22 protein-coding genes and 1 tRNA gene are annotated in these 22,458 nt (G+C 50.4%); 14 read left to right on the forward strand and 9 right to left on the reverse strand.

Translation table 11 applies throughout. The features are described from left to right. The first annotated feature begins 8 nt into the window (after window positions 1–8). Window positions 9–1,940 (forward strand): S9 family peptidase, encoded by a 1,932-nt coding sequence (locus FEK30_RS03330; protein ID WP_138071786.1) that lies wholly within the window; start codon window positions 9–11, stop codon window positions 1,938–1,940. Here the strand turns inward: FEK30_RS03330 and FEK30_RS03335 are convergent. Then, window positions 1,937–3,136, reverse strand: a complete 1,200-nt coding sequence (locus FEK30_RS03335; protein ID WP_138071788.1) for a glutathione S-transferase family protein — start codon at window positions 3,134–3,136, stop codon at window positions 1,937–1,939. The two genes, FEK30_RS03330 and FEK30_RS03335, sit on opposite strands and share 4 nt — an antisense overlap. Window positions 3,137–3,263: 127 nt before the next feature. Continuing rightward, window positions 3,264–4,361 (reverse strand): mechanosensitive ion channel family protein, encoded by a 1,098-nt coding sequence (locus tag FEK30_RS03340; protein WP_138071790.1) that lies wholly within the window; start codon window positions 4,359–4,361, stop codon window positions 3,264–3,266. Window positions 4,362–4,599: 238 nt separating this feature from the next. Here FEK30_RS03340 and FEK30_RS03345 point away from each other — a divergent pair, with 238 nt between their 5' ends. The 3 genes from FEK30_RS03345 (at window position 4,600) to mutY (ending at window position 6,895) form a co-directional block, all read left to right on the forward strand. Further along, a complete protein-coding gene (locus tag FEK30_RS03345) occupies window positions 4,600–5,589 on the forward strand; it encodes a methyltransferase domain-containing protein (RefSeq protein WP_138071792.1) in 990 nt (329 codons plus the stop codon). A gap of 116 nt (window positions 5,590–5,705) precedes the next feature. Then, a tRNA-Glu gene (locus FEK30_RS03350) sits at window positions 5,706–5,778 on the forward strand. Window positions 5,779–5,845: 67 nt separating this feature from the next. After that, complete coding sequence (gene mutY / locus FEK30_RS03355; protein ID WP_138073728.1) at window positions 5,846–6,895, forward strand: A/G-specific adenine glycosylase; 1,050 nt, start codon at window positions 5,846–5,848, stop codon at window positions 6,893–6,895. On the opposite strand, the gene FEK30_RS03360 is transcribed toward mutY, so the two are convergent. Beyond that, the gene (locus FEK30_RS03360) at window positions 6,892–7,389 is read right to left on the reverse strand and encodes a YchJ family protein (RefSeq protein WP_255448007.1); all 498 of its coding nucleotides are present in this window, start codon (window positions 7,387–7,389) and stop codon (window positions 6,892–6,894) included. The two genes, mutY and FEK30_RS03360, sit on opposite strands and share 4 nt — an antisense overlap. A 56-nt stretch (window positions 7,390–7,445) precedes the next feature. Next, on the reverse strand, window positions 7,446–7,895 hold the full coding sequence (locus tag FEK30_RS03365; RefSeq protein ID WP_065711463.1) for a hypothetical protein: 450 nt from the start codon (window positions 7,893–7,895) through the stop codon (window positions 7,446–7,448). A 110-nt stretch (window positions 7,896–8,005) separates the two neighbouring features. Here FEK30_RS03365 and selD point away from each other — a divergent pair, with 110 nt between their 5' ends. Beyond that, window positions 8,006–10,201 (forward strand): selenide, water dikinase SelD, encoded by a 2,196-nt coding sequence (gene selD, locus FEK30_RS03370; RefSeq protein ID WP_138071796.1) that lies wholly within the window; start codon window positions 8,006–8,008, stop codon window positions 10,199–10,201. Here selD and FEK30_RS03375 read toward each other — a convergent pair. Then, entirely contained in the window at window positions 10,198–11,598 is a 1,401-nt protein-coding gene (locus tag FEK30_RS03375) for an ABC transporter substrate-binding protein (protein WP_138071798.1), read from the reverse strand. The two genes, selD and FEK30_RS03375, sit on opposite strands and share 4 nt — an antisense overlap. 70 nt (window positions 11,599–11,668) lie before the next feature. Then, the gene (locus FEK30_RS03380; protein WP_138071800.1) at window positions 11,669–11,899 is read right to left on the reverse strand and encodes a hypothetical protein; all 231 of its coding nucleotides are present in this window, start codon (window positions 11,897–11,899) and stop codon (window positions 11,669–11,671) included. Between the two features lie 69 nt (window positions 11,900–11,968). On the opposite strand from FEK30_RS03380, the gene FEK30_RS03385 reads away from it, so the two are divergent. The 6 genes from FEK30_RS03385 to FEK30_RS03410 all read left to right on the forward strand — a co-directional run bounded on the left by FEK30_RS03385 (window position 11,969) and on the right by FEK30_RS03410 (window position 17,474). Continuing rightward, window positions 11,969–12,283, forward strand: a complete 315-nt coding sequence (locus FEK30_RS03385) for a GIY-YIG nuclease family protein (RefSeq protein ID WP_012308339.1) — start codon at window positions 11,969–11,971, stop codon at window positions 12,281–12,283. A 223-nt stretch (window positions 12,284–12,506) separates the two neighbouring features. Beyond that, the gene (ndhC, locus tag FEK30_RS03390) at window positions 12,507–12,869 is read left to right on the forward strand and encodes a photosynthetic/respiratory NAD(P)H-quinone oxidoreductase subunit C (protein ID WP_012308340.1); all 363 of its coding nucleotides are present in this window, start codon (window positions 12,507–12,509) and stop codon (window positions 12,867–12,869) included. Beyond that, on the forward strand, window positions 12,860–13,591 hold the full coding sequence (gene ndhK / locus FEK30_RS03395) for a photosynthetic/respiratory NAD(P)H-quinone oxidoreductase subunit K (protein WP_012308341.1): 732 nt from the start codon (window positions 12,860–12,862) through the stop codon (window positions 13,589–13,591). The genes ndhC and ndhK overlap by 10 nt, the downstream gene beginning before the upstream one ends. Window positions 13,592–13,594: 3 nt before the next feature. Next, window positions 13,595–14,119, forward strand: coding sequence for an NAD(P)H-quinone oxidoreductase subunit J (locus FEK30_RS03400; protein WP_012308342.1), 525 nt, complete (start codon window positions 13,595–13,597; stop codon window positions 14,117–14,119). A 172-nt stretch (window positions 14,120–14,291) separates the two neighbouring features. Next, on the forward strand, window positions 14,292–15,209 hold the full coding sequence (locus tag FEK30_RS03405; RefSeq protein ID WP_138071802.1) for a hypothetical protein: 918 nt from the start codon (window positions 14,292–14,294) through the stop codon (window positions 15,207–15,209). A 267-nt stretch (window positions 15,210–15,476) separates the two neighbouring features. Continuing rightward, complete coding sequence (locus tag FEK30_RS03410) at window positions 15,477–17,474, forward strand: iron uptake porin (protein WP_339374193.1); 1,998 nt, start codon at window positions 15,477–15,479, stop codon at window positions 17,472–17,474. 123 nt (window positions 17,475–17,597) lie between these two features. Here the strand turns inward: FEK30_RS03410 and FEK30_RS03415 are convergent, their stop codons facing one another. Together FEK30_RS03415 and FEK30_RS03420 are read right to left on the reverse strand one after the other, a co-directional pair. Next, complete coding sequence (locus FEK30_RS03415) at window positions 17,598–18,080, reverse strand: GNAT family N-acetyltransferase (RefSeq protein WP_138071806.1); 483 nt, start codon at window positions 18,078–18,080, stop codon at window positions 17,598–17,600. A gap of 63 nt (window positions 18,081–18,143) precedes the next feature. Next, a complete protein-coding gene (locus tag FEK30_RS03420; protein WP_030007748.1) occupies window positions 18,144–18,761 on the reverse strand; it encodes a PleD family two-component system response regulator in 618 nt (205 codons plus the stop codon). Between the two features lie 296 nt (window positions 18,762–19,057). Here FEK30_RS03420 and FEK30_RS03425 point away from each other — a divergent pair, with 296 nt between their 5' ends. Further along, window positions 19,058–20,512: an ammonium transporter gene (locus FEK30_RS03425; protein WP_138071808.1), complete on the forward strand. Its 1,455-nt coding sequence runs from the start codon at window positions 19,058–19,060 to the stop codon at window positions 20,510–20,512. 205 nt (window positions 20,513–20,717) lie between these two features. On the opposite strand, the gene FEK30_RS03430 is transcribed toward FEK30_RS03425, so the two are convergent. Next, on the reverse strand, window positions 20,718–21,761 hold the full coding sequence (locus FEK30_RS03430; protein ID WP_138071810.1) for a fatty acid desaturase: 1,044 nt from the start codon (window positions 21,759–21,761) through the stop codon (window positions 20,718–20,720). Window positions 21,762–21,814: 53 nt separating this feature from the next. On the opposite strand from FEK30_RS03430, the gene FEK30_RS03435 reads away from it, so the two are divergent. Together FEK30_RS03435 and FEK30_RS03440 are read left to right on the forward strand one after the other, a co-directional pair. Continuing rightward, a complete protein-coding gene (locus tag FEK30_RS03435; RefSeq protein WP_138071812.1) occupies window positions 21,815–22,039 on the forward strand; it encodes a hypothetical protein in 225 nt (74 codons plus the stop codon). Between the two features lie 89 nt (window positions 22,040–22,128). After that, window positions 22,129–22,446 (forward strand): TMEM165/GDT1 family protein, encoded by a 318-nt coding sequence (locus FEK30_RS03440; protein WP_012308349.1) that lies wholly within the window; start codon window positions 22,129–22,131, stop codon window positions 22,444–22,446. The last annotated feature ends 12 nt before the right edge of the window (window positions 22,447–22,458 follow it).

Below are 22,458 nucleotides of genomic sequence, written 5' to 3' on the forward strand. Positions count from 1 at the left end.
TTTCTACCATGGCCACTCCGCAAACCGCCCCCTACGGCACTTGGCGATCGCCGATTACCTCTGACCTGATTGTTTCGAGCAGCATTGGTTTGGGGGCAGTGGCCTGGGCTGGCACAGATCTTTACTGGCTTGAGGGCAGACCCCAGGAAAAGGGGCGCAATGTCCTGGTAAAACGCAATAGCGACGGAACGACAGTTGATATTACGCCGCCGGATTTTAATGTGCGTAGTCGTGTCCATGAGTATGGTGGTGGTGCTTTTTTAATTACGGAAGCTGGCACCGTTTATTTTTCCAACGATGGCGATCGCCGCGTCTATGTCCAAGCGCCAAACCAGGAACCCCAAGCCTTAACCCCAGAAAATCAACGCCGCTATGCTGATTTCATTCTTGATGCAGCCCGCAACCGTTTAATTTGTGTTAGCGAAGACCACAGCGTCCCAGGCCACGAACCCAAAAACGATCTAGTGGCGATCACCCTCGATTCCGGCGACCTTCAAGTCCTTGTTGAAGGCAATGATTTCTACACTTCACCCCGTCTTTCCCCCGATGGGAAAACCCTCGCCTGGGTTAGTTGGGATCACCCCGATATGCCCTGGGACAACAGCCAACTTTGGATCGCCGCGATTCAAGGGGATGGCACCTTAGGAGAAAAAACGCTCGTAGCTGGGGGCAATGGTGAATCCGTCGTTGAACCCCGTTGGTCGCCCGGTGGTGTGTTGTATTTCAGTGGCGATCGCAGCGGCTATTGGAACCTCTATCGCTACGTTGAGGGAACTGCCCAAGCGGTCTATCCTGCCGAAGCAGAATTTGGCTATCCCCACTGGGTTTTTGGGGAATCGATCCTCGGCTTTGTCGATGAAACAACTCTGGTGTGCACTTACAACGACCACGGCACTTGGAAGCTGGCGACCCTCAACCCCGACCGCCGTGCCCTTACGCCGATCCCCGTCCCCTACAGCAGCATTAGTGACCTCCAGGTGCAGGGGGAAATGATTGCCTTTATCGGCGGTGCCGCCACCCAACCCACCGCCATTGTTACCCTGAATCTATTTACGGGGGAAACGGTGCGGGTCAAGGAAGCCAGCACGTTAAAAATTGATCCTGGCTATCTGTCCCAACCCCAGGCGATCGCCTTTCCCACAGAAAATGGCCTCACTGCCCACGCCTGGTATTACCCACCCACCAATCAAGATTTCCAAGCTCCCACCGACACAGCACCACCTCTCTTGGTGAAAAGTCACGGTGGCCCCACAGCGATGGCTGCAGCGAGCTTAAATCTGCGGATTCAATATTGGACGAGTCGGGGTTTTGCCTTTGTGGATGTGAACTACGGCGGCAGCACCGGCTACGGTCGGGAATATCACCAACGCCTTGATGGGAATTGGGGCATTGTCGATGTGCAGGATTGTGTCAATGTCGCGAAATATCTCGTGGCAAAGGGGTTAGCTGACGGGGAAAAATTGGCGATCGCCGGGGGCAGTGCGGGAGGATACACCACTTTAGCCGCCCTCACGTTCCATGATGTCTTTAAAGCCGGGGCCAGCTATTACGGCATTTCTGACCTGGAGGTACTCGCCACCGATACCCACAAATTCGAGGCCCGCTACCTCGACCGCCTCATCGGGAAATATCCCGCAGAAAAGGAAAAATACATTAGGCGATCGCCGATCCATTTCACCGAAAAACTCGCCTGTCCCGTGATCTTCTTCCAGGGTTTAGAAGATAAAGTCGTCCCCCCCAACCAAGCGGAGATGATGGTAGAAGCGATTAAAACTAAGGGTTTACCCGTCGCCTATGTTCCCTTTGAAGGGGAACAGCACGGTTTTCGCCAGGCTGAAAATATCAAAAAAGCCCTCGACAGTGAATTTTATTTCTACAGTCAAATCTTTGGCTTTACTCCGGCCGATGCCCTCGACCCTGTGGAAATTATCAACCTCTAACGAAAATTGGCCGGATCTTGGTCGCGGCGGTGGCGCACCGGGATCGGTTCCCCCTGTCTTTCACCTGCCAGTTGCGCCGTCTTTTCTAGGGCAGTGCGAAGATGTTTCGCCGCATAGATCGACATATCTCTCGGTACATTCAGGCGATCGCGCAGATACCGCAAGGCTTTGTCGGCATCCTTAGGTGGCTCACAAACTTCTCCGGTGATCATGGCGGTTAGGGCACAACGCAACGCTTGGTCAAAAAATTGATCATTGGCGGGATTAACCTTAACAATATTGCGGCGATGTTTAATCACCCGGTAAAGGGCTTCTTGTTTGGCGTTGGCTGGCTCAGGGTAAGCGACATCCGGCAGCCCAAACCAATCCCCTTCATCAACTTTGAGCTGATTCTCTAAAGCTTGGGGTTCCCCGTTGGCATAACAACCCCCCATCTGGGGCGGTAGGTCATGGACATGGGTATGGAAATCACTCTGGGTACCCCGGTAAGTTAGGCGAGTTTCCATGGCATCAAACCAGGCGGCAAACCCAGGATTTTCCTCCCGCAGGGAATAGCCTTTGTAGTAGTAGAGGCTGGCATTCATCCGCTCTACATAGGGCGTGAAAATCACATCGACCACGCTAAATTCTTGGAGGAAGTAAGGGCCTGGGGTGGCGGCTAAGGCTTCTTCTACCTGTTGCACCACCTGGATAAACTTGCGGCGACCTTCTTTATCTTGTCCGGGAAATAACGGGGGCCGACAGAGCCAATTGCACCAGGCACGAAATAACAATCTCTCTAGGCGGCGTAGGGGCAAAACCCTAGGATCTGTCAGGCTAAAGGTGAGCGGCCCAAATGCCTGTTCTAAGGCGAGCAAAATATCGTCGCTCTCGGTGATCATGCGTCCATCGAGTTCCAGGGCTGGCAGCATGCCAGAGGGGACTTTTTGTTTGTACCAGGCTTCTTTTTCGCCGTAGCAAAACATGGTTACTTTCTTGATGCGGTAGGGGATGCGCATTTCTTCGAGCCAGAGCCAGACCTTTTGGCAGTAGGGACACCAGGCATGGTTATCCCGGTAGAGAGTGACCCGAATATCGCTTTCTGACTGACCAAAGAGCCGTAAACAGGATTGGGCGTTGGTCGGGCCGTTTTCGTAGTCAAGCTGAAAATTGGTGAGGGCTTCGAGTTCTGGCCAACTGAGGGGGGCAAGGGGCATCGCTTTTGGGGAAATACGCAACAGTTGATTATTATGACGAAATTTTAGGGGTGAGAGCGATATCTGGTCAGAAAAAACCCCCAAATTTAAAACTTGGGGGCAGCACTGTGATCAATAATTCAAGGAATTAACTGTTCGTGGCAGTTTCTGGGGCGATCGCCTTTTCGGCGTCGGCATTTAAACCTTGGACATAGGTCACATTCGTCGGGTAAGCGAATTCAATGTTCCGCTGACTGAACGCCTCAAAGATGGCTAGATTAATTTTCTGTTGGGTGTCCATGTAGAGGGCGTAGTCACTACTTTCAACGTAGTAGACAATTTCGTAGTTCAAACTAAAATCGCCATAGTTGGCAAAGTGAGCCCGGTCGAAACTAACCTGTTCCTGGGCGCTAATAATGTCCTGGATGAGGGCCGGAATAATTTCTAATTTTTCTTTAGGCGTTTCGTAAAGCACACCGAGACTAAAGACAATCCGTCGCCGCTTCATGTGCTTAAAGTTGCGGATGCGCGAGCCCGTGAGGTCGGTGTTGGCCATGACGATTTCTTCGCCGCTGAGACTCTTGAGCCTCGTGGTTTTGATGCCGATATATTCCACGGTACCGATAAAATCACCAACGATAATAAAGTCTCCCAGGGCAAAGGGACGGTCGAGGACAATGGAAAAGTAACTGAATAAATCCGTTAAAATCCCCTGGGCCGCAAAGGCGATCGCCAAACCCCCAATCCCCAGACTGGCGACCACAGCAGAGATATCAAAGCCGAGGTTATCCAGGAGGAAGACCGCACCGATAGCCCAGAGTATGGCCCGCAAAATGGGCATCAGCGCACTAAAACTCTGTTCTAGCTCAATGTCGCCTTTACGCAGGAGGTAGGAGCGAATCGCATATTCTGCCAATTGGGAAATGAGCTGAATGCCGATCACCGTCGTCGCAATAACCGTCAAAGCCCGCACCGCTTGGTTCAAAATGGGGTGCAAGTTGAGATTCCCAATCGCCAAAAAAACGTTCCCCACATAGAGGAGACGCACTAGGGATTGACTGAGAATTTTTGTGATGCGCGGATCGAGGGTCGTTTGGGTCTTTTTCGCCCAGCGCCGCAGTGAACTGAGAATGAGCGCCCTGAACCCATTGATCAGGAGAAAGCCCACCACCAGCACGGCGATCGCCATGGCATAGGCGGCGAGGGTATTCCCCAAAATACTTCGGGTAAGAAAATCTAAATTCATAAAAAAAGATGCTTGAAGCTGCGTAAAAATCAAAAAAAGTGAATATTTTGCAGTAGATGCCCGTCCAACTTAACAAAAATATATAGAACCCGCTTCTAGTCAACGATGTAAAAGCAATCTTCCCTGGGATAGATTTTTCGATTCTCAAAGCTTTAAAAAAGGCGATCGCCTGTCTCCCGGCGCGGATCAGTTAGGATAATTTGAGCCCTTTTTGCCGCAGTTCACGCAAACTCAACCCATGAATATCTTGCTCCTTGCCCTGGGGATTAGTGCCACAATTTTGGCGATCGCCCTCATTAGCTATCTCCTGACAGCCCGCCGTTACCAATCTGCCGACACCGTCGCCGACTCCTACGACGAATGGACAGAGGACGGCATCCTGGAATATTACTGGGGCGAACACATTCACCTTGGTCACTATGGCAACCCCCCGAGGGCGAAAAATTTCCTCAAAGCTAAGGCTGATTTTGTCCATGAAATGGTGCGCTGGGGCGGTTTGGATCAATTACCCCCTGAAACTAAAGTGCTGGATGTGGGCTGTGGCATCGGTGGCAGTAGCCGCATCCTCGCGCGAGACTATGGCTTTGACGTAACTGGGATCACCATCAGTCCCAAGCAAGTGGAGCGGGCAACCCAACTTACGCCTCCAGGAATCAGCGCCAAATTTGCCGTTGATGATGCGATGAATTTATCCTTCGCCGATGGTAGCTTTGATGTGGTTTGGTCTGTAGAAGCTGGCCCCCACATGCCCGATAAGGCGATTTTTGCCCAGGAACTGCTGCGAGTCCTCAAGCCCGGCGGAAAATTAGTTGTCGCCGACTGGAACCAGCGGGACGATCGCCAAATTCCCCTCAACTGGTGGGAAAAACCCGTGATGACCCAACTCCTTGACCAATGGGCTCACCCGAAATTTTCGAGCATCGAAGGCTTTTCGGAACTGCTAGAGGAGACAGGTCTTGTTCAAGATCACGTAATTAACGCCGATTGGAGCCAAGCAACCCTTCCCTCCTGGTTACACACAATTTGGGTCGGTGCAATTCGGCCCTGGGGTTGGCTGCAATACGGTCTACCCGGTTTTATCAAGTCAGTACGGGAAATTCCGACCATTCTGCTGATGCGCCTAGCCTTTGGTACAGGCCTGTGTCGGTTTGGGATGTTCCAGGCGGTGCGGGGCGAGGGCAACCCAGTGGCTGAAAATCGGACAACCCAGCAGGCCATTTCCCGTTAGATGAATCCTCCCAAAAAGTTTTGGGAAAAGGGTTGACATCTCAAAATTCTTCAGTTAGATTGTATAACTGTGAGTCGCAAGCGAAACAAGCAAAAGCGCTTCTGCTCAGTCCGCAAGCCCCCATCGTCTAGTGGCCTAGGACACCTCCCTTTCACGGAGGCGACAGGGATTCGAATTCCCTTGGGGGTACTAAACGTAAAAAGAGCTTCAGTTTTGGCTGAGGCTCTTTTTGCATTAAGGGAGAATTTTTTTGACCATGGTAGCCCTGTGGACACCAGAAAATCTAACAGTGATGCGGCGATCGCTTTTGGATTGGTACCAGCGGGCGGGCCGCACATTGCCCTGGCGTAATGAATCGGACATTTATCGGGTCTGGATTTCGGAGATCATGCTCCAGCAAACCCAGGTAAAAACGGTGATTCCCTATTACGAACGGTGGTTAGCACAGTTCCCGACGGTGGAAGCCCTAGCCGCAGCGGATTTACAGGCTGTTTTAAAGCAGTGGGAAGGGTTGGGATATTACGCCCGGGCGCGGAATCTCCACCAGGCCGCGCAACAGGTGGTGACGGATTTTGCAGGGCAGTTTCCCGAAGATTTAGACAAGATTCTGCGCCTCAAGGGAATCGGGCGGACGACGGCTGGAGGCATTCTCAGTTCGGCTCGCAATTTACCGTTAGCAATCCTCGATGGCAATGTGAAACGGGTTTTGGCGCGGCTCATCGCCCTAGAAGTTCCGCCTGCTAAAGCGTTGGATGAACTATGGGATGTTTCAGAGACCTTGCTCGATCCAGAAAATCCCAGGGATTTTAACCAAGCTTTGATGGATTTGGGGGCGACCCTCTGCACGGTGAAAACCCCAGCTTGTCCCCGCTGTCCTTGGCAAAATCATTGCACTGCTTATCTCAAGCATCAACCGACGGATTTTCCCCGCAAGGCCCCGAAAAAACAAATTCCCACGAAAAAAATAGTAGCGGCGATCGCCTTTAATCTGGAGAATCAAGTTTTTATTCAACAGCGGCCCCAGGATGGACTTTTGGGAGGCTTGTGGGAATTTCCGAACCAGGAAGGCAATATTCAGCCCTTACTCACGGATTTATTTCCAGGGGCGCAATACGAACGCAGTTTAAACACGGTTTTCCATGCCTACACCCATTTTAAAATCCAGGTGGAACCGCAAATTTATCGGGTAAATTTATCAGGGTCGGGTTGGGTCTCGCTCCAAAGCCTCAAGGACTATCCTTTCTCAAAAGCCCATTTGAAAATCATTGAACAGTTGCAAGATCCTCAATTAAGCTTGCCGATCTAACGTTTTTTGCCATGGCATTGTTTAAATTTTTTACCACTGTTACACCAACAGGGTTCATTCTTTTTCGGTTGTAAGGGCGGCAGAATGTCCCCTTCAAGGTAAAACCAGCGGCCTTTTTCTTTAATGAATTGCGATCGCTCGTGGAGTTGTCCCATGATTTTTCCTTCCTGGTAAACGGCGACAAATTCCACCATACCCGTTTCGTCCTGGGGGCGTCCCGCTGCCGTCGCGAGAACAGTTAAGCTCAACCAAGAAACGCTATTCGCCGTTGCTGTAATCAATTGGCGACTATCGGCGGTGTGGCGGCTGGGGTACTCGGTTTTCAGCAGGTAATCCACATCCCGAAAACAGTAGGCAGTGTAGCGCGATCGCATCAGGGCTTCGGCGGTGGGGGCAGCCAGTTGACCTTGAAGATAAGGGGCACAACATTGGGCTAAAGGCTTTTGACTGCCGCAGGGACAAAGACGGGACGGGCGATCGCCAGAAATTAACACAGGCAAACAATGGGAAAGAACGGTCTTATTTTACCGAGCTACCGAATTCTAAAAGTTTATTTAAACGGTGTAAGCCAGCCCTGTTGCCTCCCGAAATTCAACGCCAAAGCCGTCAAACCAAAGACCACAAAATTTTCGCCACAGGCCGCCACAAAGGGCCAACCCTTTTGGGCGATCGCCGATCCCGCATCCACCAGAGCCACCCCCCGCACCAGGGCAAACGCCGCAATCACCCCAGCATTCAATTGGGGATTATCATCGGTGCGCACCGCATAGCGGTAAGTCAGGGCAAACAGGGCACCGGATAAGGCGGAAGTACCCAGATTAACCAGCAAGGTGAGAGTGCCAAGGCCGCCACCAAAATTTAGGGGCAATCCTTCAGAACCTGCGAAACGATGGAGCAATAAAAGTCCGAAGCTCAGCAATCCGGCAGTCACACCACCGGCGATCGCCGTTTTCAAAGAGGCAATGCGTTCGGCAGCAGAAAAACGAGAAGAAGTTGTCATGGGGGTCAATGGCGGTGATTTTTATTGATTTTAAGCTTTCTGACCTTGGCTTGCGGTAGGGTAGCAAGCAGCAGCTTTTTCATCATTTCCGGGGCCTGAGAATCAAAAAAATGAGTGATGTTGTTTTTGTTGGGGGAGGTCATAGCCATGCGATCGCCTTAAAAATGTGGGGCATGCAGCCGCAGGCAAAGGCGCGGTTAACCTTGATCAGTGATGTCACCTATACGCCCTACTCCGGGATGTTGCCGGGCTATGTGGCGGGTTTTTATGGCTACGAAGAAACCCACATCGATCTACGGCGCTTGGCCCACTTCGCCCAGGCAGATTTTTTAAAAGATCAAGTAATTGGCCTTGATCTTGACCAAAAAGTTGTCCATTGCACCAATCGGCCGCCAGTACGCTTTGATTACCTTTCCCTGGATATTGGCAGTACCCCGGCAACAGAAACGATCCCTGGGGTAAAAGCCTATGCGATCGCCGCGAAACCTGTCCCCCAATTTCTCGACGCTTGGCAACGAATTCTCGACACAGCAAACCAAGCGCCCGATCAACCCCAACGGATCATCATTGTCGGGGGCGGGGCTGGGGGCACAGAACTCGCCTTCAATATTCACCATGCCCTCAGCCAACGTTTAGCTTCTCCCGAATTATTAGAGTTGCACCTCGTCCACCGGGGCCAGCAACTTATGGGCACCAACCAAAATCCTGGGGTCAGTCGCCAAGCGCAAAAGCTGCTGCAACATCGAAATGTCCAAGTCCATCTCCAGGAAACGGTCGTTGAAGTGACGCCTACGGGGGTACGGTGTCAGTCGGGATTAGTGCTGACGGGCAAAGTGATTTGGGTGACCCAGGCAGCAGCCCCCTCTTGGCTCAGAGCAAGTGGCCTCCAAACTGATAACCGAGGTTTTGTACTGGTGAATCAAACCCTGCGATCGCCTTCCCATCCTTTTGTCTTTGCCGCTGGTGATATTGCCACCATGCGCGACGAACCGCGACCCAAAGCGGGGGTTTTTGCGGTGCGCCAGGGGAAACCATTACTGCGGAATTTACAGCGGGTTATCCTGGGCAAAACATTAGAAGCCTACCATCCCCAAAAACGTTATCTTGCGCTCATTGGCACGGGGGACAAACAGGCTTTTGCAACCTGGGGAAAATTGAGTTGGCGATCGCCTCTGTTGTGGCGCTGGAAAGACCACATCGACCGCAAATTTATGGCGCAATTTGCCGATCTACCTCAGATGTCCCAGACAAGCGAATTTCCAGCCCAAGAACAACCCAAAATGTATTGTGCTGGTTGCGGTGCTAAGGTCGGCAAAGATATCTTGGCGAGCAGCTTAAAGGGCTTAAACTTACCTACCCATGCCGATGTGATCGTCGGTCTAGATCAACCCGATGATGCGGCGATTATTCAAATTCCGAGGGATCAACTCCTTGTTCAAACCATTGATTATTTTCCGAGCTTAATCAACGATCCCTTTCTACTCGGCCAAATTGTCACCCATCATTGCTTGAGCGATCTTTACAGTATGGGCGCAACTCCCCACAGTGTTCTCGTCCTTGCCACATTGTCCCACGGGAAAGCGAGGGTACAACAGGGAATATTGCAACAATTGCTCGCAGGGGTTGTCGAAATTTTAAATCGGGACAACATTGCTTTAATTGGCGGCCACACCAACGAAGCAGATCAGCTGGGGCTGGGCTTGACCTGCAATGGTTTGTTGCAAAAAGACGCAATTTGGCGCAAAACTGAGCTAAAGCAAGGTCAAGTATTAATTCTAACGAAACCTTTAGGGACAGGCACTCTTTTCGCCGCAGAAATGCAAGGAAAAACAAAAGGACATTGGATCGATGGGGTGATCGCCTCGATGGAGCAGTCCAATAAAACAGCGGCGGAAATTTTACGTAAGTATGGAGCCACTGCCTGTACCGATGTAACCGGGTTTGGACTAGCAGGCCATCTTCTGGAAATGTTGCAACCCAGCGGTTTAGGAGCTGAAATCCACCTTGATCAATTGCCTATTTTGGAGGGGGCCAGGGAGACTCTACAACGGGGTTTAACCAGTTCCCTCGCGCCCCAAAACCACACCGCCGAACAGTTTATTCAAGTCACCCCAGCCCAACGGCAACGGCCAGACTATGAATTACTTTTTGACCCCCAGACCTCCGGCGGACTCTTGGCGGCGATCGCCCCAGAAAATGCCCACACTTGCCTAAAAACATTACAAAGTGGAGGTCATCCCCAAAGCGCGATCATTGGTCGGATTGTTAAGTCCCCAGCAAGCCAAGCCCAGATCAGTATTTCCTAAGGCACTGGCACAAAATCATAGCCAAAGCCCGACCGTTCCCCTGGTTGGACGGTGACCATTTCTAGGGCCTGGTTGCGATCGCCCGACGGCAAAAATTGAATCGTTTGGGCCGCCCCCGCTGCGGAAAAATTTGGATTAGCGAGAATTTGTTGCAAACCTTGACGATCGGGTGTGGGGCTTTGTTGAATCCCGGTCACGAGGGCGATCACCGCATCGTAACTTAGGGCCGTGCGCCAGTTCACATCACCCCCCCACAGAGCGCGGGACACCTGGGAAAAGGTGCCATTGGTATGGTTCAAAATGTGCCAAGGAATCGCCACCACCATATCCACGGCATCGCGCCCACCAATTTGTAGGGTTTCCGGCTTATAGAGACTATCCCCAGCGACGATGGGAAGCTGATTTTCATTCACCTGGATGATCTGGAGCGCTTGGTTGAGGGTCGGGGTATCGGTGACGAGGGCGATCGCCGTTGCCCCTTTATTTTTCGCGTCCGTGAGAGCTTGGGCACCATTAAATCCCCCTGGGCTCACATCCACCTCGGCCACCACGGTGCCACCACGGGTAAAGAGTTCTGTGGTGAGGCTGTCCTTGAGGGAATTACTATAGCCACTGGCACTGTTAAAAAACACCACTACCTGCCGCTGATTCAGACGCTCCAAAAGATAGTTGGCCAGGGCTGTCCCCGTGAAGCGATCGCTCGGCACTGTCCGAAAAATGTAGTCCCCTGCTGTAGAGAGGGACACCGCCGTACTCGTGGGGGAAATCATCACCAGGTTCTCGGCTTCATAGATTTGGGCCGCCGCCAAACTGGTATCACTACTAAAATGACCCACCACCCCTAAAATGTCTGCTTGATCCGCGAGGGCTTGGGCCACCTCAGCGGAGATCGCCGGATCGCCATCATCATCAGCAAGTACCACCAAAAATCCGCGACCCCCATCAAGGGCTTCCTTCTGGGCCTGGGCTACACCCCGCAAAATTTCCTTTGCGCCGCTTGTATCGGTATCCACTGGTAAAGAAACCACTACGGCGATCGCCTGGGGATTGGCAGTTTGCTGGCGGATTTTGGCGTTATTCAGATAAATCAAAGTTTCAGGATCGTTGGGGCTCGCCTGGAGAGAAGCTTGAAAGAGCCGAATTGCTTCCGGGAAATCTCCTGTTCCATAGGCCGCAATTCCCTGTTCTTTTTCCGGTTGGCGATCGCCTTGGAGCAGTAACCTTTCCCCTCGACTAAGGCGATTTGCGGTTTCCCCCTGGCCAATTACATCTCCCAGGGAAGTCGGCAACTGGAGAGATTGATTTTGTTGGAGAAACCACCAGCCACCAGCGCCCAATAACCCCAAGGTGATCACCAAGGCTCCCAATAATGCCGCCGTATCATTCTTTTTCGCCATGGCTTTTTTCTCCTCTACTGCCGAATGCCTCTACTGTGATTGTGCCGAAAAATTCCCTCAAAACGTTGCTTTATAGCCGAAGAAACCATAAATCTTTTTGAATGACTTCTTTTTGCCTCTTATCCAGTTGATCTGGAATCGTTTGATCTGTCGGCAAAAATTCCAATGCACCGGAGGAAGAACCATTACGAAAACCAGAGGATACTTTAAAGGCGATCGCGGAGCTTGACCAAGAGAGTGCAGAAAATTTGGCTAGTATTGGGTCGATGTTGGGTTTGTCGCTGGTTTCGGCTTCGCTCAACCAGCTTTTAAGACGGATGAGGGCTGAGCATTGTCGAAGCCCGATCTTTTGACAACAAGGAGTTCAACTATGCCCCATATGTACATTTTGGAATGTGCCGATGGATCGTTTTATACGGGTAGTACGAAGGATTTGGAGCGGCGTTTATGGCAGCATCAAAATGGGCAGGGGGCTAATCATACGAAGAAACGTTTGCCTGTTAAATTGGTTTATGCGGAATATTATGATCATGTGGCAAATGCTTTTTATCGGGAGAAGCAGGTGCAGGGTTGGAGTCGGGCGAAAAAGTTAGCTTTGATGAATAGCGATTGGGATCGTCTTCATGTTTTGGCGGAATGTCAAAACGAGTCGCATTACCAAAAACGAAGAATTAGCGAGGGCTGACAAATTAATGAGGGCTGAGCATTGTCGAAGCCCGGTCGCTGGTTTTGGCTCCGCTTAGCCAGTAAAGGCGATCGCCTCCAGTGCAAGCAAGAGTATGCCAATCCTCAACTCTCACTTATGTCATTGATTAGGAGCATCTACCTATGATCCCGCCGGGATAGGTTTTATACTGGATAGGACATAAAAATTCCAAGTCAAAAAACTGCGAGGTATTACAACACCAGTGTTTGTCCTCTCCGGCTATGAATATTTCCTAGGCTTTCTCATCGTCAGTAGCCTAGTCCCGATCCTTGCCCTCACCGCATCGAAACTGCTGCGTCCTAAAGGGGGCGGGCCTGAACGCAAAACCACCTACGAATCAGGGATGGAACCCATCGGCGGCGCGTGGATTCAATTCAACATCCGCTACTATATGTTCGCCTTGGTATTCGTTGTCTTCGATGTGGAAACCGTTTTCCTTTACCCATGGGCGGTGGCCTTTAACCAACTCGGCCTCCTTGCCTTTGTTGAAGCCCTCATTTTTATCGCAATCCTCGTGATTGCCCTTGTGTACGCCTGGAGAAAAGGAGCCCTTGAATGGTCATGAATCCGACATCCTTTGAACAACAGCAAACCGAAAAACTGCTCAACCCCATGGGGCGATCGCAGGTCACCCAAGATCTCTCGGAGAATGTCATCCTCACCACCGTTGATGACCTCTACAACTGGGCGCGCCTCTCTAGTCTGTGGCCGCTCCTGTACGGGACAGCCTGCTGTTTTATCGAATTTGCCGCCCTCCTTGGCTCCCGCTTTGACTTCGACCGCTTTGGCCTCGTGCCCCGTTCTAGTCCTCGTCAGGCAGATCTAATTTTGGTCGCTGGTACCGTCACCATGAAAATGGCCCCAGCTTTAGTGCGTCTTTACGAAGAAATGCCCGAACCGAAATATGTGATCGCTATGGGTGCTTGCACGATCACCGGCGGGATGTTCAGTAGCGACTCCACCACCGCTGTCCGGGGCGTTGATAAGCTGATTCCGGTGGATCTATATATTCCCGGTTGTCCCCCCAGACCAGAAGCCATCATTGATGCCATTATCAAATTGCGCAAAAAAGTTTCTAACGAAACCATTCAAGAGCGGTCTTTAAAAACAGAACAGACTCACCGCTACTACAGCACCGCCCACAGCATGAAAGTGGTAGAGCCAATTCTCACTGGGAAATATTTGGGTATGGATACCTGGAATAACCCGCCGAAAGAACTCACCGAAGCGATGGGAATGCCTGTTCCCCCTGCACTGCTGACCGCGAAACAAAGAGAGGAGGCCTAAGCGATGGCAGAAGAAAATCAAAACCCCACCCCCGAAGAAGCCGCCATTGTTGAGGCGGGTGCTGTCTCCCAATTGTTGACAGAAAACGGTTTTAGCCACGAATCCTTAGAGCGAGATCACTCCGGTATCGAGATTATTAAAGTCGATGCTGATCTCCTAATTCCCCTCTGCACTGCCCTCTATGCTTTTGGGTTTAATTATCTCCAATGTCAAGGGGCCTATGATTTGGGGCCAGGCAAAGAATTGGTGAGTTTTTACCATTTGCTGAAGGTCGGAGACAACGTGACCGACCCGGAAGAAGTCCGCGTTAAGGTATTTCTACCGAGAGAAAATCCAGTGGTACCTTCGGTGTATTGGATTTGGAAAGGGGCCGACTGGCAAGAGCGGGAAAGCTATGACATGTACGGCATTGTCTATGAAGGACACCCCAACCTTAAGCGGATTTTGATGCCGGAAGATTGGATCGGCTGGCCGCTGCGGAAAGACTATGTTTCCCCTGATTTTTACGAACTCCAGGACGCTTATTAAGGTCTACCGAACGCATTGACGGCTTGGAATTTATGGTGGCACCTCCTAGATGGGGGTGTTTTTTTATTTTGTAGCTTGGGGGAGACTACAACATTTTCTGAACTTTTGGGTCAGTGGCCCAACGACGTTGCCTACCATTTGAAAGAAAACTCCTGAGAATTTAGAGATAGCAATGGGTATCAAAAAGGCGATCGCCACTTTTTTTATTAGCACAGCACTTTTTCCCCTAGGCTTCAGCAGTGGTGCCCAGGCCGAGGTCGCAACCCTAGAATTTGATTACGAAACCCCCGATCACTCTGGAAGTATTACCAGCCAGGGAGTAACGGCGAATCTCAGCTATGCCGAACAAACCAATCCAGAGGGCTGGAGCAACTATGTCCCGACTTTGACCATTCAGGTGGATGAGCGAGAAGTGTTACGGCGGACAGAAGACAGTTCCTTTATGATGTACAGCCTGGTGCAAATCGCGGAGATGGATCCTAAGAATGACTTCCCAGAAGTGATTTTTTCCCAATATTCCGGTGGTGCCCATTGCTGTGCCATGGTGCAAATTTTCACCCAAAATTCCGACAACAATACCTGGGAAGTGGTCGATTTAGGGGCCTTTGATGGGGGGCCAATTCCCGTCGAAGATCCCGATGGCAATGGTATTTATGAATATGTCACCAGTGATAATCGGTTTCTCTATCGCTACAGCAGCTATGCTGGCAGTTTTCCGCCCGTGCAAGTTTGGCAGCTAGACGGTTTAACTTTACAGGATGTCTCCCAAGAAGAACGGTTTTACCCCCTCCACCGGGAACGACTCCAAGCGATGTGGGCCGCGATTCAAAATGCAGAAACAGAAGGCTATGAAGTGAATGGGATGCTGGCGGGCTATGTGGCGACAAAGGCCATCCTCGGTGAAACCCAAGCGGGCTGGAATTTAATGCTCAATCGCTACGACAGAACTAGTGATTGGGGCCTCGAAGAATGCCGGGGCAATTTTGACGATCAGGGCAATTGCGAGGGGGGCTTATTGACCTATGATTCTTTCCCCGCAGCCCTCAAAGCATTTCTAGAAGAAGCGAATTATTTATCCACACCGCTCTAGCGATAGAACAATGATTAAAACTTCAGATTTCACAATTTTGGCGATCGCCATCGTGAATTTCTGCTGATTCAAACTTGACGACAGGACATCACTTTATTCAAAAAATCAAATCTTCCTATGGAGTGATGAAGCACTCAGTTGTTATGTGTAATATGTGCGCAACACATTGTTATTCAAGATTCATGTGACAATTTGTGTGAGGAGTCCTCTATGAAAACATCTATCGCCCTTTGGCGTGCATTACCTATTGCTGCGGCGATAGCCGGGATGTCTTGGGCCAGTCCCAGTACAGTCCAAGCAAACACAGCGCTTCTTGATCAAATCAATCACTACACTCAAGATGACCTTGCCCAGGTTAATAGCGTTTTCCAGCTTAGTGATGTCTCTCCCTCTGACTGGGCCTTTGATGCACTGCGTAATCTCGTTGAAAACTACAACTGTATCGTTGGTTATCCTGATGGTACATTTCGCGGTAGCCGTCCCCTCAGTCGTTATGAATTTGCGGCTGGTCTAAACGCTTGTTTACAACAAATCGAGCGGATGATTCAAAGTGGTGGCTCTGAAGTAACCCCCGAAGATCTTGCTGTACTCCGTCGTTTGATTAATAAATTTGAAGCGGAACTGGCTACCCTCGGTGCCCGCGTTGATGATCTCGAAGGTCGCGTTGAATTTCTCGAAGATCACCAGTTTTCCACAACCACGAAGCTCAAAGGAGAAGTCATTTTTGCAGTGACCGATGCTTTTGGCGATACTAACCCCCTTGATGATTCTCTAACTTTTTACACGGAACGAGTCGGAGACGAAGGCGGTGAAGGCGAAGACGGCGGTGAAAATGGAGACACTGAGTCACAACAAGGTGGTAATCCTGATTCGATCCCCCTACGCCTCGGTGAACTTGTTCTTCCTGTAGATGCCAATCCCCCCACTAACCCCCGTTGGGGCGCAATTATTGGCGAGGGTCAGTTGGCAAGGGCGGTTCGTTCTCGGATTAATCTGCTTTTGATCGAAGAGAGTGAGCTCATTAGAGATTTTGACGAAACGGGTAATCCATTTTTCAAGGGAATCGATGCCTACCAAGGTACAGGGGGCGTAATTGCTTTCCTGAATGATGTGGAAAATCTCTTAACTGATCCCCGTGTCAATGATGTCGCTCAAAATGTTGGCGGCCCTGACCCGCTCACCGAGGAAGAACTTGATCTCGTCAAGACACAATTCAAAGACTATTTTAGTGAGCAGACCGTTGATGATGATGACACCCAAACGGTTTTCCAAGACCGAGTTCGTCTGACCCTAGAAACCAGTTTCACTGGCAAAGATAAACTCATTACGCGTCTTGCGGCAGGCAATGCAGAGGCCTTGCTGGATTCTTCTGCGGGGGGTATGGGTCTACAGACATTTAACCTTGGTAATACTGGCGGGAATGATGTTATTGTCGATTGGCTCGCTTACTATAGACCGTTGGGTGAAAAAGGCAATCTTTACATTGCGGCGACTGGTGGGATCCATAGTGATTATGTAAACAGTACCTATAATCCCTACTTTGAAGACTTTGATGGTGGCAATGGTGCCCTATCTACCTTTGCTTCGGAAAGCCCGATTTATCGTATCGGTGGTGGCGCTGGGGCCGCTCTAAGCTTTAATTTCTCTGACAGTATTGGTGCAAGTCTTGGCTATCTGGCAGACAATGCGGCAGATCCGACGGAAGGCAATGGTTTATTCAATGGTGAATATGCAGCTCTGGCTCAATTAGATTTTAATCTTGGCGATCGCCTAGGTTTAGGTTTGACCTATGTCAATAGCTACCACACAGGGGGAAATGCCATCTTTGATGCAGGCGGCGGTACCCCAGTTGTCGGTACTTTATTCGGAAACTATGTCGATACCACCGTTGAGGCGAACAGCTACGGAGCACAGGTTGCCTTCCAGATTTCTGACAAAATCTCTCTTAGTGGCTTTGGGATGTACACCGATGCTAATGATGTAGAGATTTACAGTTATGGTGGAGGACTCGCATTTGCCGACCTGGGTAAAGAAGGGAATGTGCTTGGTATTTTTGCGGGGGCACCTCCCTATAGTGATGGCGAATCTGGCGGACTACTGAGCGACAATAAAACGCCGCTTCACATTGAAGGATTTTATAAGTACCAAATCAACGACAATATCTCGATTACACCGGGCGTGATTTGGTTGAATAATTCTGCTGAAGGCGCTTTTGGTGAAGATAGTGCCTGGATCGGTACCCTTAGAACAACGTTTACCTTCTAAGGTTCTGATCGGAGCAGTACGACTCAAGTTTTTCCGAACACATTGACTTAAATTCTGGGCCTCATCTTTGGTTGGTGGGGCTTTTTTCTTGTTCCAGAAGCGCACAGGTATTTATTTTTGAGATCAAAGTTTTTTTATATAAGCGAGGTCACAGCGGGCGGTTTCGACATCGGTAATCGGTTGATAGCCTTGGCTTTCATAGAGTTGAACCGCTTCCTTGAGAACAGTGACAGTTTCGATCCAGATTTCTGCAAAGCCCCGGTTGGCGATCGCCTTTTCGAGTTCTTCCAGGAGATATTTTCCTAAACCCTGGCCCCGCACTTCAGGCAGAAGGTACATCTTGCGGATTTCGACGGCCTTATTGCCTTTGGGAATGGGGTAGTAGGCGGCGGTGCCAACAATGGTTCCGGCCTGCTCGATAACCCAAAATTCACCACCCTGCTGCCAATAATACTTGTCGATATTAAATAATTCCTCGTCGGCTCCTTCCGGTTCCCAGGGTAAACCGTACTCTTTTAAAACCTGTTCAATGACCTTGGCCGCATCGGCGCGATCGCCTGGTTGCCAATCCCGTACCCAAAATTTATCTCGCCAAGCTTGATCCATGGTGCAAAGCCTTAACCTGAGGCGAAGCTATTATGCCATGGTTTTTATTGATCGCTCTGGAGTTTAATAATCGCGGCCTCGATATTTACGGGTTTTGGGGGCAGGGGCTTCCGGTGGTGGTGAGGCAACGGTCGGCGCGGGCGGTTTTAGTTCAGGTGTATTTGAAGACACGACAGGGGGAGCAACGGGAAATTCTTGACCCGCTTCTAGCTCCCGTTTCAGTTCCATGATGCAGGTGACGAGGGTATTGTTGACGATGTTGATATTTCCCAGCACCTTGGCAACGGTTTTGAGGCCACTGACGGCTTCGATCGCAATGCTATTGAGATCAAATTGAGGTAGAAGATCCGCTGCTCCATTGGCGATCGCCGTTTCTCGATCAGCCGGGGCCACCTTACGGGTTTGGGCCGCAATTAAAATCACCGGAATCGGTTGCTCGAAGCTTTGCATCCACTGGCAAAATTTCGCCGTATCAAAGCTGGGTAGTTGTTGCTCTAATAAAATCAAGTTGGGTAAAGATTGTTGGGCCGCCGCCAAATCCAGGAGCTCTCCCTGCAGATCAACGCTGAAGGGCAAGATCACAGACTGTAGCCCTTGGGAATGGAGGATTTTTTCCCAGATGTTCCCCTGCAACTCCGCTTGATGGAGAATCACGATTTTATCGGCAATGTTCATCAGCATTGGTTTTTATGAATATCCATAGGGGTGTGCGGAGGGGCGATCGCCACAGGGTAGAAACCCAAGTGATGCAACGGATATGACTCAACGGCCGCTGAGGGCTTGGTGGGTAACAACATCCCCTGGGGAGATACAGCTCATTAAAAATTATCCTTGAGTCCAAGGTTCATCTTAAGGAGTATAAATTTTTTTCTTGGTGACGAAAGCTACATTTTGCGCGGCTTTAATGACGTAATACAAGATTATTACGGCAATACACTTATAGACCATAATTATGGGTTCTTCATTTTTATTTTGCTATGACTTTTTCATTTGATTCGTGGTTTCGGGGGCCTTCCCCTCGGCTTGGCTACTCATTTCGCCGCCAGGGCCGCTTATTGCTTTTGGCCTGTGTGTTACCGCTCCTTTGGCAAGGGGTGGCGATCGCCCAGGGTAGCGTTGGTGAAATTCCCCCAGCCGTTCAGGTTACCCTAGATACCCTCTGGGTGGTTTTCGCGGCGATGCTCGTGTTCTTTATGAATGCGGGATTTGCAATGTTAGAAAGCGGCTTTTGTCGGGCGAAAAATACCGTCAATATTTTGGCGAAAAACCTAATTGTCTTTGCCCTTTCGAGCCTTGCTTTTTGGGCGATCGGTTTTGCCCTGATGTTTGGCGATGGCAATGCCGTTTTAGGCTGGAATGGCTTTTTTCTTACTGGAGCAGATAATAGTCCCCTCACGGATTCGGCCTACAGTGGGATTTTTTCGTCCCTAAGCTGGGCGGGAATTCCCCTTTACACCAAGTTTTTCTTCCAATTGGCCTTTGCAGGAACGGCAGCCACCATCGTTTCTGGGGCCGTGGCGGAACGGATTAAGTTTGCTTCTTTCGTGATTTTTAGCCTGTTCTTAGTGGGATTTTCCTATGGTATTACCGGCCACTGGGTTTGGGGGGGCGGTTGGTTAGCGACCCTCGGTTTCTATGATTTTGCCGGATCAACGGTGGTGCATTCGGTGGGCGGTTGGGCTGCTTTGATGGGGGTGATCCTCTTGGGGCCACGCCTCGAAAAATTTGCTGGCGATCGCATCAATGCCATTCCGGGTCACAACATGAGTACCGCCACTTTAGGGGGATTAATCCTCTGGTTGGGTTGGTTTGGGTTTAATCCAGGTTCGACGATGGCCGCTGATCCCGATGCCATTAGCCATATCATCGTTACGACCAATATGGCTGCTGCCGCTGGGGCGATCGCCGCGACCATTACCTCCTGGATTCAATTTGGTAAACCAGACCTTTCGATGATCATTAACGGTGTCCTGGCTGGGTTGGTGGGGATTACTGCCGCCTGTGCCTATGTAAATGTTCCTTCGGCCATTGTGATCGGGGCGATCGCCGGGGTGATCGTGGTTTTTTCGGTGCTGACCTTCGAGGGTTTACGCTTTGATGACCCCGTTGGTGCTCTCTCGGTGCATCTCGTCTGTGGTATTTGGGGCACCCTGGCCGTGGGCTTATTTAGTGTGGGGGGTGATATTTACCCTTGGTATGCCGCCGATGCTGGCCCCAGCGCCGGATTATTATTCGGGGGTGGTGTTGCCCAACTGCTCAGTCAATTTATTGGCGTTGTCGTGGTGGGTATGTTTACCGCTGGCTTTAGCTTTGCCATCTGGTTAGTCCTAGAACTGAGTATGGGCCTCCGGGTGAGCAAAGAAGAGGAACTAGAAGGTCTCGACATTGGTGAACATGGCATGGAAGCGTACCACCGCTTCTTCCGGGAATAATCTCAGCACCTCCTTTCCTTAGGGACTCACCCGCCGCCTTCGGCACCTCCCTCCAGGGAGAATGTTAGGAGGCTCTTTAGCATCACCAACAAAATCTCCTTTAGAGGGGATTTTTTTTACATAAAAAACACCCTAAAACCTAGGGTGTCGAAACAAAAGCTCAGTCGGCAATATTTTCGTTTTTTAAAAAATTGTTTTACTGAAATTAGCGTTTTTGATGTTGCGCAAAAGAAATGTAATTGTGCTCAGCGTCGTAGAGGTGACATTGCTCGGTAATCGCTTTCATCAACTCCCAAGAAAATTTGGTTTCGTAGAGATATTCACCCCAATTTTGCTTGATGCTGGCGTAGGCTTTGCGGAGATTGTAGGAGGGAATGCCTGTAGAAAGGTGGTGGGGCACATGGACATTGATGTCGTGGCAAAGGACTTCAACCCACTTGGGATAGTCGCAATGGACGGTTCCAGACAGTTGGGCGATCGCCTCATTCCATTTGTCCCGGTAGCTAAAGGGAATTTCCGGTACGGTGTGGTGGACAAGGGTAAAGGTGCTCATCCAGAAATGATAGCCAAGCCAAGGCATCAGCCAGAATTTCACGACGCCCCAAACGCCGAGGGTGTAGAACATAACCGGAAAGGCGATCGCCCCAGCAATAATCACAAATAGGGCCGAAAAACGAACTTGTTCCCGTTGTTTTCCTTCAAAGGCGAACCAATTGAAGTGGAGTTTCAGTTGGTGAATCACCGAAGCAAGCCACCAGAGTTTACCCCGGATCGCCCGGTAAACAGCTTTGATAAACGCCGGAGAGTCATCGTATAGCTCAGGGGTAAAGGGAGCCCAGGCATTGTCCTCATCCATATTGTTGGTGTAGCGGTGGTGATGATTATGGAGAATGCGCCAGCTATGGAAAGGATAAATGAGCGGCAAGAAAGCCAGGTGACCGACTAAATTATTGACCCAATTTTTGCGGGAAAAGGAACGGTGGCCGCAATCATGGCCAATCACAAAAAAACCCGTTAGGGCAGTTCCAGTTAAAAACCAAACGGGTAAAAGTAAATACCAAGGGGCGATCGCCAAGAGGGCATAACAACCCACCACCGCCGCCACACTTAACAGCACCCTAGACCAAGCTTTTAGCGGATTTATTTCGTAGACGGAACGGGGCAATGTATCGAGGATATCCCGGAGCCGTAGATTTGGATGCTTTTCTAAAAGAGTTGTGGCACTAGGGCGCACAGTAACTGATGTCATTGATATTGTTTGCGAAATGTAACATGGTTTCTAAAGGTTATACCACGATCACTATGCAAGCGTTTTTTTTCGATTACCGGGTCTGGCTCTTGGCGAGTCTCCATTGTTTGATGGGGGTGATGGCGGCATTGGTCTCTTGGCGTAAGGGTTACAGCTTCCGGTGTTGGTTGGGTTGGGGCCTTTTGGGAGGGACACCAACGCTCATTTTTGCCCTGGGGCGATCGCCTCATAATTCACCCACCGATCCTGAGAAAAGTCCGCCGAACCATCCCCTTTAGCTTCCCTAGACTTTCACTTTTGTTTCATATTCACGAAACATACCTGATAAACTAAGCCATGGTTTTAAGCGAGATTTTCCCCAAGTAATATGACGGCCAGTCACCCCCCCAAACAGGAAAGACCCTGGAGTATTTGGACTGTTTTCGGCTCCACTTTTTTGACGATTTTCATTGCAGAAATGGGGGACAAAACCCAGTTAGCCACCCTCTTGATTTCGGCTCAAGCGGCTTCTCCCTGGGTGGTCTTTCTGGGGGCCGCCCTTGCCCTGGTCAGTACGAGCTTACTGGGGGTAATCATTGGCTATTGGCTCGCCCGGAAGCTGGCCCCCGATATTTTAGATATGTTTGTTGGCGTGCTGCTGCTCGTGATTGCGGGTCTACTGATTGTGGATATGCTGGCAGCCTAATGCCTTTCCCCG

The sequence above is a fragment of the Picosynechococcus sp. PCC 11901 genome, assembly GCF_005577135.1.
Classification (GTDB): domain Bacteria; phylum Cyanobacteriota; class Cyanobacteriia; order Cyanobacteriales; family MRBY01; genus MRBY01.